Below are 11,955 nucleotides of genomic sequence, written 5' to 3' on the forward strand. Positions count from 1 at the left end.
TAATCTCCTTTTTATTTTACAATGATAGGGTAAGATCTTTTTGCTTTTACTTCCCCTATTTCATATATATCCATATTTTGCTTTTTAAACTCTTCTATGATTTGATCAGCAGTATCTCTATCAACTGCTACTAGTAGTCCACCACTGGTTTGTGGGTCAAATAATACTTCGCTCATAGCAAAATCATCCTTGTAAAATTCAACAACATTTTTTAGATAATTTCTATTATTTTGCCCACCAGTTGTGAATAAAAATTCATTTGCTAAGTCAAGGGCAGGCTCAAGAACTGGAACTTTTTTGCTATCGACTATGATAGAAAAATCATCTCCCGCCATTTCTGATAAGTGGCCTAAGAGACCAAATCCTGTAACATCAGTTGCTGCGTGTATGTCGTAGTTTACAAAAATATCTCTTGCATATTTATTTAAAAGTTTCATTTGGTCAGTGCAGGTTTTAAAGTCCTCATCACTCACCATGCCTTGGTTGTAGGAACCTGTAATTAGCCCTGTACCAAGTTTTTTTGTAAGTAAGATTACATCCTTATCTTGCGGAGTATTATTTTGCCAAATTTTATCAATAGCAACTTTCCCAGTTACTGATAAACCATATTTGGTTAGGTTATCGTGGATAGAGTGGCCACCTACTAGGGAAGCCTCTGCTTCACTTACCTTGTCATTGCCCCCACGGAGGATTTCTCTTAAAATATCAAAATCTTCTTCTAGTGGGAACATGGCAATATTTAAAGCACTTACTACCTCTCCACCCATGGCATAAATATCACTTAGGGAATTGGCCGCAGCAATTTGCCCAAAAAGATATGGATCTTCTACCATAGCTGGGAAAAAGTCCAATGTTTGGATTATTGCAGTTTCCCCGTCAATATCTATAACAGCAGCATCATCTTTGCCATCAAAACCTACAAGAACATCATCACGTCTATATGGATTGATATCTTTTAATAAAGAATCCAGATTTCCTGCAGCGATTTTGGCATTGCAGCCACCGCAAACTTCTATTTTACTCATACTCTTCCTTTTATAACATTTCTATAAAGGCAGCCATTCTTGTGTTTAGCTGACCAATGTCAGCTTGTGAAAAGTCAGTTTCTACAAACATATATGGGATGCCTTTTTCTTCCGTAACAAATTTTTTTATTTTTTCACGCTCAACTATATATGGATGGCAGGCAACGAGATCCATTTCTATAACTCCATCTGCATTATATTTATCAATGAGTCTGCCAAGCAAGTCATAGCGATTTGTATCTGGTGTCATGACTGAGCAACCAATATCTAAATATCTACGAGCAATGGCCTCATTTATATCGCCAGTTTCTAGATCAATATTGTTATCAAAGTTTTTCTCACCAGAACAGTTTTCAAAACTTACTACAACTGCACCATTATCTTCAATAGCTTTTATAACTTTTTCTGTAGCTCCACCCATTGGACATCCTGTGATGATAATTCTAGGTTTTTTCTCTAATTTTTCTGGATCATATTCATCACGGATTTTTTTTGCAATGGCATTTATCTCATCAGCTACAATAGTTTTATCCATCTTAAATTGTGATCCATAGGTAACATGGAAAAAGTCAAGGCCAGACATAGGCGCTGGGTCTAGTTCCATAGTATCTGCCAAATTTTTTTGAGCATCTCTTATATCATTACCCACCTTTGACCATTTTATAAGCTCATCATCAGTTATTTTTGTAGCAAGCTTATCTTCCAAATACGCTCTAAAGTCTATTATTTCGTCTTTCCAATAGCGGAGAGCTTTTTCGTTTTGTGTTTGTGGCAAGTGCATGATATACATTGGCTTGATATCATTCATCAACTCATACATTTTCTTTTTGCCATCACAAGTTGTCTCGCCCACAACTATGTCTGAAAAATAAAAAAATGGGCATTTGTCTGTTTTTGCAAAGCCATATGATGATTTAATAAGCGGGCAAAGATTGGCTGGCAAGTCTTTTTCTGCTTCTGGAATAGTTTCATCACTTGTTGAGCAAAGTCCAACTGTACTTGCTCCCGCTGCCCAAGCCACTTCTTCGGGAAAATATGTACAGTAGGCTCCCACTAATGGAATCCCCTTATCTTTTAGCTCTTTTACTTCTAAAAATGCGTTTTTTCTCTGGTCTGCAAATTCTTCAAAAACTTCTGGTAAATCTTTTACAATATCTGTCATCTTTTTTTCTTCTCCTTTGCAAGTAAGGCTGCACCGTAAGATCCGGCAAATTTGCCATTTTCTGTAGTATGTACCGGTGTATTTAATTTTTCACTTAAAACTTTTGCAAAATATGGGACATTTGAAAGGCCACCTGTAAGGATTACCTCATTTTTTATTTTTGCTCGTCCTGCTAGCTGGCTTACTTTTTTGGCAACAGAATCAATGACTCCTGCTGCTATATCTTCTTTATTTCTGCCCTCACCTATATAATTTATGACCTCAGATTCTGCAAAAACTGTGCACATGGCGCTTATTTCTATGGGATCACCATTTTTTGCAATATCAAAAAGTTCTTCTAAGGTCAGATTTAATTTATCTGCCATAATTTCGATAAATCTCCCAGTTCCTGCTGAGCACTTATCATTCATCAAAAAGTCAGCCACAAATCCATTTTCAAGGCTAATTACCTTTGTATCTTGGCCGCCCACATCTATAATTGTTGTAGTTTTTGCTCCCGAAAGCTCGCGTCCTCCCCTAGCATGGCAGGTGATTTCTGTAATTTCAAAATCAGCATAGGCAACAGAAATACGACCGTATCCTGTAGCAACAATACGGCAATCTTCACTTTCTGGATATATATTATAATCATTTTCTAATCTATCTTTGATCAGCCCCGCAGTTTCCTTGCTGGACCAACCAGTTGGCATTACAAAATGGGTTATGTCCTCATTTTTTATAAGAGTTATTTTTGCAGCAGTAGACCCGATGTCTATCCCTACATAGTCCATTTTTCCTCCAATAAAACTTATTAAATAAAAAACGTTCTCACAAAGAAAATAGTGTACTAGCTCTATGGCTTATTTTCATGTATAGATTCAGTTTTTAAAAAATTTAGCTAAGTGTACTTACTGGAAAAATCCAGTTTAGCCCTAGATTTACTAAACTTTTTATTATAATATTGTCAATTTTTTGTTTAGGTCTTTTAACACAAAAAAAGACGGGTTTTACCCGCCTTTATGAAGAATATTTAGTTTGCTTCCATTACTTCTTGAGTAATTTCTGGATCCATTATAAATGAATCTTCTTCTTTTTTGCTTTTACTTTTTCTAATCATATTAATAGCTGTGTAGTAGATTACAAATATGATTATGATTTTTAGAGCATCGATATTTGCATTTTTTACTCCAAGATAAGCAGCGATTACTCCGAGAAGACCAAATAGATTTATAAATAGTCCTGATGATCTGTCATAAGCTTCTTCTTTAATAAACTTCATACCAGCTGTTGGCATAAGTATTGCACAAGAACCCATCATGATTGGGAATGCTGATTTGATATTCATACCTAGTAAAGAAACCATTGCCATGCATGGTGCGTATAGACCAACTCCTGCACACATTAGAATGCCTAGAATAAAGTTACCAATTACTGCAACTATTAATTTGAATCCAGATAGGCCAATTGCAGTATTTTCCATATCAAATAATCCTAAATATGGGTGAGTGATAAGCATAGCACTTGCTGCAAGGAATAGAGCAACCCCCATTACAAATTGAACTTTTTTCTCATCCATTTTTGCTATAATGCCCGCTCCAATATATGAACCAATAGTTGCTGATGCTATCATTAAAACTAGAGTAAGTGGATCAACTGGTATAGCTGATGTAAATAAAATTGCTTCCAAAAGTGTAGGTAGTGAGCAAGAAGCATTTAAAGTTCCAGGTATAAGTCTATCATGGACTTTAACTCTCATTGCTCCAAAAAGGGCAACAATATTTCCAAAAGAACCTATACCAATTGTATCTCCAAAGTTTGCTAAAAATCCTATAAATGATTGCTTAATTTTATCAGATTTTGAAGTTCTCTTTATATCTTCTTTGTTTTTTACAAGGTCGCGACCTAAAAAAGCTGTATATCCAACAAAATATGCGTAATATAATCCTTTTAAAATACTAATTATCATTGCTATCTCCTTAATATTTAATTTTTTGTATTTAGTTTTTGAAAATGTTTTTATAAAATAATAAATTTCGCAAAAAATTATGCTTTTAAGCTGATAGCTACTGGCACTTTTGATATTCCGTCGCCTGCACGTCTTACTGTTTTTATAGCAGCAAGTCCATAATCGGCGTTATTTTCTTGATGAAATTTCATGGTAACTCCTTAAAATATAAATTTGCCAGCCATTCTATGTACTGATTTTAAAAATGTATGCATAAAAAATACACCAATAAAAATAATTTTAGAGATGCAAATGTTATGTAAACGATATTATATGTTAACATTAACATTTTAAAATGACTTTGTCAATCATTTTTAAAAACTTTTTTTAAAGTCATAATCTTTACCAATTATTGGTTAATTTTTCTCTAAACTTACATTATATGATGAAATTCTAAAACTATTTTTGCACAAAAAAAGACAAGGCAATAGCCTCATCTTTTAATATTATTTTATTTTGATTCATAAACTTCTTTTGTATCTTCTACCTTATCATCTGTTGCTGTTCTAGTAGTAGTTGTTGTTTCTGTTGTTGTAACAGTTTCTGTTGTTCTTGGAGCCTTACTTTTCTTAATCATTGTGTAAGCTGTGTAGTAAATAACTGCAATAATAACGAATTTAAGAATGTCGATATTTGCATTTTTTACTCCCCAATAAGCTGCAACTACACCTAATAGACCTAATATATTTATAAGAACGCCTGCTGTTCTATCATAAGCGCCTTCTTTTATAAACTTAACAGATCCTGCTGGCATAAGTAGGGCACAAGAGCCCATCATAATTGGAAATGCTAATTTGATATTCATACCAAGTAGAGAAACCATTGCCATACATGGAGCATATAGTCCAACACCAGCACTCATTAGAGCACCAAGGATGAAGTTACCAATTACAGCAACTATTAGTTTCCAACCTGTAAATCCAATAGCATCATTTTGCATTTCAAATAATCCGAAATATGGGTGAGTGATAAGCATAATTGTAGCTGCTAAAAATAGGGCAATACCCATAACTCTTTGAATTTTTCTCTCATCCATTTTTGAAATAGCACCAGCACCTAAGTATGAACCAATTACTGCTGCAGCTATCATAAGTGCAAGTGTAAGTGGATCCATATCTACTGCAGATGTAAATAGAATAGCTTCAAATAATACTGGTAGTGTACAAGATACATTTAGTGTACCTGGTATAAGTCTATCACTAATATTTACCTTTAGGGCATTAAATAAAGCTACGATCGGTCCAAATGATCCGATTCCTAGGGTGTCAGCAAAGTTTGTTACAAAACCAATTCCTGCAAGTTTTGCTTTATCTTTGCTTGATGTAGCCCTAAGGTCTTCTTTATGTTTTGCTACATCAACTCCTAGAAGGCCCGCAAAGCCTACAAAAGCGATGTAGAATAAGCTCTTTAATACTGTCAAAATCATGTTTTTCTCCTATTATGAAAGGATGAATCCGTGGTTTAGTGGGTCTTCTTCGTTGAAAATAAAGTTATTAAATCCTGTAATATAAGCTGAACCTGTAATTTGTGGAACTATTGCATCAAAATCCCCAACTTTTGTTTCTTCTACAATTTCACCTTCAAAAATTGTTCCAAGGATTGATTCATAGTAGAATTTTTGACCTATTTCTAGTTCACCTTTTGCAAATAGTGTAGCAAGTTTTGCAGATGTACCTGTACCACATGGTGATCTATCAACTTGACCTTGACCAAATACTACGCAGTTTTTAAGAGTTGCATCTGGGTTATCTGTTTCTGACCACCATTCTACTAGGTCAACTGTTTTGATGTGTTCTAGAGTAGGGTGTTGGATTTCAATTTCTTCATTGATAATATCTCTTAATTGGATACCGAGGTCTCTTAATTTTGCTGCATTTTCCGGAACAATTTCTAGACCTATTTGTTCAACTTTTGCGATTGCAAAGAATGATCCACCAAATGAAATATCAAATTTTATTTTGCCATAGCCTGGAAGTTCTACTTCTTGGTCTTGTTTATAAAGGAAAGATGGTACGTTTTTAAATGAAACTTTTTTAGCAACTCCATCTTCTACTGTAACATCTCCGCGGATAATACCAGCTGGTGCTTCTTGAACTATGTGAGTTACAGGCTCAACAGCTTCTACGATTCCTGTTTCAACAGCAATAGTCATAGCCCCAATTGTTCCATGTCCACACATATTTAGGTATCCACCACCGTCCATGAAGATAATTCCATAGTCAGCTTCTGGATCTACTGGGTCTACTAGCATAGAACCAAACATTTCATTATGTCCTCTTGGTTCAAGCATAATTCCTGTTCTTACCCAGTCCATGTTATCTTCTAGCCATTGTTTTTTTTCTGGTAATGTTTCACCTGGAACTTTTGGAAAACCACTTACTACTGTTCTTACAGCTTCACCTGCTGTGTGTCCGTCTACAGCATTAATATTTTTTTGAAATTTCATGATGTCTCCTTATAAAAAATAATACCTGTTAAATAATATGTAAATATAAAAGCTTGTTGATTTTGTAGGAAAAGCTTAAATATGTCAACAAGCTTTGTATATAAGTAAACGATTTACTTAACCCTTGTAATGATACTTAGAATATTTTTTGTCAATCAAGGGCAAAAATTTTTAATTAGGTTTTTTATTAAAAATCATATCAAAAGGAAGATTTCTCTTCCCCTTAATATTGATTTTGTATCCTAAATTTAAAAAGTAAATCTAGATTGATGCCTCATATTCGTAAGGAAGTGGAACTATGTGTCCTGGGCTATCTAGTGTTTCTAGAAGCTCTAAACTTTCTTTTACGATTGCTGTTTGCATTTCTACGTTGTGTGGTTCACCAGCGTTAGCACCCATTGGAACTCTTGGAGCAGATACTCTTGGAGCACCATTTTGTCTAGCTACTGGTGGTAAAGCTGCGATTAATACTGTTGGTACACCAGCTTCTTCAATTGCTCTCTGCAAAATCACGGCAGAGCGGTGGCAAGTACCTCAGCCAGCAGTTAGTATAGCAGCGTCTACGTTCTCATCCAAAAGTCTTTTAGCGATTTCTGGACCTACTTCTTCTGTGAAGACTTGTACGTTTCCACCACCACCCATTGTACCAAAGTTTTCTGGTGCAACAGCTTTGATGAATCCTTCATCAGCTAATTCTCTTAATCTATCAATTGGGAACATACAGTTGATATCACGGTTAACGTCTGAGTTATCGTATCCACCGTGTGATACCATCATATCTTCTGTTTTTCCATCTCCAGGGATTATTCTGTAAGATGTATCACCAGCTAAGTTAAATCTTTTGTCACTTTTCATGTGTACGCCGGCACATGTAACAAGTGCTACTGTCATTTCAGATAAATCTTTGTTAACTTCAGCCCAAACTGGATCTGGAGTAATAGGTACAAAGATTTCTGATTTTAAACCTTTTACAGCCATTAATTATTCTCCTTTTCTTCGTATTCTTCAATTACTTCTGGATAAGTTAACATTACCCCTACAATATCGCCTACTTTAGCAGGTTTATCACTAATTATCATTCTTTTTGGTATGTGTAGTTCCCCAAGTCTACCAAAAAATGATATGTGGACTCCTCCATCGGAGACATCCATTATAGTGCCTTGTAGGTAATTTAAATTACCCATTGGATCGTCATATTGATTCTTAGACATCTGTTGGATCGAAATCGTCTGCTTCGTAGATTTCTTTACGTTTTTTACTCATTTTTAGTGAAGTTTCGTTTGGAACTAATTCGATTTTTTGACCAGTTTGTTCTTCGATAGCTTTAACGTTAGCTTCTTTAACATCTGGTGTCCATTTTCTGTTTGGTTCTTCGATTTCTTCACCTTCGATTTTAGCTCTTAGCATTTCTAATGCTCTTATTGCATCTTCTTCTGCTAGACAGTTATTTTCTAAGATTTCGTTTTCGATACCTTGACGAGATTTGTTGTTATCAACCATTGCGTTCATGTGTTCGTTACCAACTACTAGTTGTCCTTGAACTGCTGAGTATGTCATACCAACTACTGGTACTCCACGTTTACCAATTTGATCAATGTGGCTTGCAAAGTCGATGTGGTTGTTACCAAATCCTTCTGTTGTTACGATTGCACCTTCTAAGTCCATTGTATCAATTGCTGTTCCTAGGAATCTTGATACATATGTTTTATCTGTGTTTGCTTGAGGAGATCCTACTAGCATTACACCACAAACATCATAATCTGGATCTTCTAGAGCTTTTAATACTAGTGGTTCTCTAAAGTAGTGTCTAGATGTTTCTTTTGATGCTGGTCCTATACATGTTAATGCGTGGATAACACCGTCTAGTACTTGAAGTGGGTTTACAATTACTGGTACGTTACCTAAGTCTACGTTAGCTTTTGCTCCTTCAGTACCTACTGGTTCTGTTGGCCAGATGTAGTTATCGTGCATCGCACCTTGTCCCATGATTTCTTTTACTAAAAGAATTTTGTGTTTACCTGGGTGACGAACGTGTTCAAATTCATCTACTCTTTCGATTGCTGATTCTTCTAAGTCTTTAAGGGCATTTCTGATTTCTTGAGTAATGATATCAGTTGCTCTGTGTGCTGACATTGGTCCTGGTCTTTCCATGTTTGTACCAGCTTTGATTGTAACGTCAGTTTTGATTAGAATATCTCCATCATCTGGTGATCCTGGTCTGTTGAACATAATGTTTCTGTCCATTTCACCTTCTGAAGAACCGAACTCACCGATTTGTACTCCGTTTTCATCTGTACCTGTTACTACGATTACAGCACCTTCAACAAGTCTTGTTGTACCTTCACCAAGTTCTGCACCATCTAATTTTGTTGCAATTGGTTGAACGTCCATGATTGTGTTTGAGTATTCGTCGTAGTTATCTGGTGTGATGATGTCAAGTTTAACATCTACTACTAATTTTTCTGAATCGATTGCTTTTTGAATTAAGCTTTCATCAATTGTAATTACACCATTTTCAACTTTTGTTTCATCACCAAGTTTTACTTCTTTGATTTTTACGATTTCTCTTTTTAGTACAGATTTTTTTACATCAGCTTCGCTTACGCTTGCTTCTGCTGCACTTCCGTCAACTTCTGATGGATTTGCTACTAAAAGATCGTTATCGTTTGAAGAAACTGCGCTTGCTCCATTAGCTGCTGCTGATAATGGAATTTCAAGGTTGATGTTTTTACCTTCTCCAATATGGATTTTTACTACTCCGTTAGCAAGTTTTGGTGCAAATGTACCAGCTTCGCTTAATCCTGCATTTGCTTGATTAGCTGCTGCTGTTTGTGTTTCAGCTGGGCTTACTTCTTCACTTGTTTCTTCTTCCTCTTCTACTGATTCTTTGTAGTTATCAGCATTTGCTGGAGTTAAAGCTGTTAGTGAGTCTGCTGTTGTATTAAGTGTCGCTCCCAATACTTGACCGATTGTTAATGTGTCTTCTGGAAGTTCAAGAATTCCCATATCAACCATTTCATCAAATAATGCTGGGTCTTCTAAGTTATGTTCTGATAGCACTGTTCCTGCTTCTGCTCTACAGCAAAGAACGGCAGGGTCATTTTTATGCTTTTCAGCCATTTCTTTTGATAGTGACATATGTCCTCCTTAATAAAGATATTTATAAATAACTACTATTGTAGTACTTACCTATATTTACTGTTATTATACTATTTTGTAAGTATTTTAACAATAATTTAACTAAATTTTATGATGATTAAAATCATTAAATTAGAACTCGAATTCTAATCTAATATCTCTTCCTTCTTCGATTGAAATTACGAAACCATTGCTGCTTGTTTCGCTAAAGTCAAAGCTAATATCTACATCTTCACTACTTGTTGCTGCAAGTGCTTCTTCGTTTGAAACTTCTTGGCTAGTTTCTTCTACTGCACTTACTACTTTTGATGTATCTACTAGATCTGGTGTGATAGCTGTTAGTCCTTCTACAAGTCCTTTGGTTTCAGCACCTAGAACTTCGCCAATTGTTAGTGTATCTTCAGGAATTTCGATTAGTCCTAAATCTACTAATTGGTCAAACATTGCTGGATCTTCTAGAAGCGATTCATTTACTGTTGTGCCTTCTACTGATCTTAAAGCTAATACAGCTTTTTTATCAAGATTTGCTTGAGCTTGTTCATGTGTTAATGCCATATTTGCTCCTTTACTTCATTGCTCTTGTTCTTTCCATGCCCATTGAATCTTTAGCATGGTCTGTAGCATGGTGCATTTCTACTGGGATATTTGCAACGTTTGCTGCTACTGTGTTTGAACAATCTGTACAGTGTCCGATCAAGATATCTTTTGCACCGTTTTTGTAAAGATTTAATACTTTTTCTGCTTGACCTGGGCAAATACCTGGGTTTTGACATTTAAATACGCCTGGTTTTACTTCCATAGCATTTTTACAAGTTTCATATCCTACTAAATCTTCTTCTTTTACACCCATCATTTCTGCAATGTGAAGTAATCTATCTTTGTTTGGTCCACAAGCACAACGAATGATGCCAAGTTTTTCTACTTGTTCACATGGGTCTGCTACGATGATTCCACCAACTGTTTTTGATAAAATTTCTTCTTCAAGCATTGAATGACCTGTATATGGTCCACCGATGATGATTTCTCCAGAGTTTTCACGAACTCCACCAAATTCTTCGATGATATCAGAAAGAATTGTTCCGATTGGATATGTTCTTACTGCATATTCGTTTTTGCCTAAATCATTTAGATTTCCGGCAACTGTCATCATTTTGTCAATAAGTGGTTTGCCATCTGTGTATGCATCATAAACTGCTATAGTTGTTTCTGAGTTCATTACAACTGCATCAGCAACATTTGGTAGGTCAGTTACACTTAGTAATTGGTTCAAAACGTCTCTAATGATAGCACGTTCTTCACCAACTGGATACATATTTTTAAGTGGGAAAACTCTAATGTCTGTAATATTATTTTCTTTAAGAAGTTTTGTTAATGCTTTGATTTCTTCTGTATGAATTATCTTCATAGCAATAAATGCCATTTTTGCATTGATTCCTTCTTTAACTAGTTTTACAGCATCTATAAATTTTTGTGGGTCTTCTTTAATTTGTGCAATGTTATGCTCAAGGATTGGCTCACATTCTGATGCATTTATTAAAAGATATCCCTCACCCTTTAAATCTGTGTTAAGTTTTACATATGTTGGGAAACCTGCACCACCAAGTCCGATAATACCAGCTTCTCTAGCAACATCAGCAAGACTATCTTTTTTCTCTATTTTTAAATAATCCTTATTATCATCTGTTTTTTCTATGTAGATGGCTTCATCAGTTACTTCGCTAACTTTACCATTTACAGATGAATAAATTGGTACTGATAATTGTTCAGGGTCAAAATCAGCAATTTTTTGGCCTCTTTTAACCTCATCACCGCTATTTACAATAGGTGAAGCAGGAGCACCAATACCCATTCTTAGGTTAAATTTTAACATTATATACTCCTTTTACTTTGTTATAGTAAATTAAAAACACACTCATGATTGCGTTTATTTGATAAAGACGTCTCTTTACCTATACTAATAGTATGTTTTTTTATCAAAAAAGTCAAGCATATTGAATACGTTTGCTTGCCTTAAAAATAGGGAAATAAACTTTGTTAAAAATAATCTTTTATAGTTATCTTGATAATGTTTATTAATAAATTTTATCAATCTTTTTATAATTTTTTCAATATGACATATTATCAAATATCCTTTAAATTTCATGTTGTGTTTTTCATCATTTTAGCTTATAATGAGAGTAGCAAAAGGGAGTAGCCCAAT

At 34.9% G+C, this 11,955-nt stretch carries 11 protein-coding genes; all 11 read right to left on the reverse strand.

Annotation, left to right across the window (positions count from 1 at the left end; all coding sequences use genetic code 11):
* Positions 1-11: 11 nt before the first annotated feature.
* Positions 12-1,025 (reverse strand): selenide, water dikinase SelD, encoded by a 1,014-nt coding sequence (gene selD, locus JNO63_RS03365; RefSeq protein ID WP_203127082.1) that lies wholly within the window; start codon positions 1,023-1,025, stop codon positions 12-14.
* 10 nt (positions 1,026-1,035) lie between these two features.
* Positions 1,036-2,187 carry a double-cubane-cluster-containing anaerobic reductase gene (locus JNO63_RS03370; RefSeq protein ID WP_203127083.1) on the reverse strand — a complete coding sequence of 384 codons (1,152 nt, stop codon included), beginning with the start codon at positions 2,185-2,187 and terminating at the stop codon, positions 1,036-1,038.
* Positions 2,184-2,957 carry an acyl-CoA dehydratase activase gene (locus JNO63_RS03375; RefSeq protein WP_203127084.1) on the reverse strand — a complete coding sequence of 258 codons (774 nt, stop codon included), beginning with the start codon at positions 2,955-2,957 and terminating at the stop codon, positions 2,184-2,186. Before JNO63_RS03375 ends, JNO63_RS03370 begins: the two co-directional genes overlap by 4 nt.
* A 239-nt stretch (positions 2,958-3,196) precedes the next feature.
* Complete coding sequence (locus JNO63_RS03380; protein WP_203127085.1) at positions 3,197-4,132, reverse strand: sulfite exporter TauE/SafE family protein; 936 nt, start codon at positions 4,130-4,132, stop codon at positions 3,197-3,199.
* 490 nt (positions 4,133-4,622) lie between these two features.
* Positions 4,623-5,597, reverse strand: coding sequence for a sulfite exporter TauE/SafE family protein (locus JNO63_RS03385; RefSeq protein ID WP_203127086.1), 975 nt, complete (start codon positions 5,595-5,597; stop codon positions 4,623-4,625).
* A 12-nt stretch (positions 5,598-5,609) separates the two neighbouring features.
* Entirely contained in the window at positions 5,610-6,617 is a 1,008-nt protein-coding gene (locus tag JNO63_RS03390) for a proline racemase (protein WP_203127087.1), read from the reverse strand.
* Between the two features lie 261 nt (positions 6,618-6,878).
* Positions 6,879-7,595: a D-proline reductase (dithiol) protein PrdB gene (prdB, locus tag JNO63_RS08695; protein WP_274379860.1), complete on the reverse strand. Its 717-nt coding sequence runs from the start codon at positions 7,593-7,595 to the stop codon at positions 6,879-6,881.
* Positions 7,595-7,828 carry a CBO2463/CBO2479 domain-containing protein gene (locus JNO63_RS03405; RefSeq protein ID WP_203127090.1) on the reverse strand — a complete coding sequence of 78 codons (234 nt, stop codon included), beginning with the start codon at positions 7,826-7,828 and terminating at the stop codon, positions 7,595-7,597. The genes prdB and JNO63_RS03405 overlap by 1 nt, the downstream gene beginning before the upstream one ends.
* On the reverse strand, positions 7,821-9,755 hold the full coding sequence (prdA, locus tag JNO63_RS03410; protein WP_203127091.1) for a D-proline reductase (dithiol) proprotein PrdA: 1,935 nt from the start codon (positions 9,753-9,755) through the stop codon (positions 7,821-7,823). Before prdA ends, JNO63_RS03405 begins: the two co-directional genes overlap by 8 nt.
* A 132-nt stretch (positions 9,756-9,887) precedes the next feature.
* Positions 9,888-10,310 carry a hypothetical protein gene (locus tag JNO63_RS03415; protein WP_203127092.1) on the reverse strand — a complete coding sequence of 141 codons (423 nt, stop codon included), beginning with the start codon at positions 10,308-10,310 and terminating at the stop codon, positions 9,888-9,890.
* 10 nt (positions 10,311-10,320) lie between these two features.
* Positions 10,321-11,625 (reverse strand): proline reductase-associated electron transfer protein PrdC, encoded by a 1,305-nt coding sequence (prdC, locus tag JNO63_RS03420; RefSeq protein WP_203127093.1) that lies wholly within the window; start codon positions 11,623-11,625, stop codon positions 10,321-10,323.
* Positions 11,626-11,955: the final 330 nt, after the last annotated feature.

It is taken from the genome of Anaerococcus sp. mt242, assembly GCF_016798225.1.
Lineage (GTDB): Bacteria > Bacillota > Clostridia > Tissierellales > Peptoniphilaceae > Anaerococcus.

Coding starts and splice junctions, on each gene's coding strand:
- selD (WP_203127082.1), bottom strand. CDS start 1,025: ATGAGTAAAATAGAAGTTTGCGGTGGCTGCAATGCCAAAATCGCTGCA.
- JNO63_RS03370 (WP_203127083.1), bottom strand. CDS start 2,187: ATGACAGATATTGTAAAAGATTTACCAGAAGTTTTTGAAGAATTTGCA.
- JNO63_RS03375 (WP_203127084.1), bottom strand. CDS start 2,957: ATGGACTATGTAGGGATAGACATCGGGTCTACTGCTGCAAAAATAACT.
- JNO63_RS03380 (WP_203127085.1), bottom strand. CDS start 4,132: ATGATAATTAGTATTTTAAAAGGATTATATTACGCATATTTTGTTGGA.
- JNO63_RS03385 (WP_203127086.1), bottom strand. CDS start 5,597: ATGATTTTGACAGTATTAAAGAGCTTATTCTACATCGCTTTTGTAGGC.
- JNO63_RS03390 (WP_203127087.1), bottom strand. CDS start 6,617: ATGAAATTTCAAAAAAATATTAATGCTGTAGACGGACACACAGCAGGT.
- JNO63_RS03405 (WP_203127090.1), bottom strand. CDS start 7,828: ATGTCTAAGAATCAATATGACGATCCAATGGGTAATTTAAATTACCTA.
- prdA (WP_203127091.1), bottom strand. CDS start 9,755: ATGTCACTATCAAAAGAAATGGCTGAAAAGCATAAAAATGACCCTGCC.
- JNO63_RS03415 (WP_203127092.1), bottom strand. CDS start 10,310: ATGGCATTAACACATGAACAAGCTCAAGCAAATCTTGATAAAAAAGCT.
- prdC (WP_203127093.1), bottom strand. CDS start 11,625: ATGTTAAAATTTAACCTAAGAATGGGTATTGGTGCTCCTGCTTCACCT.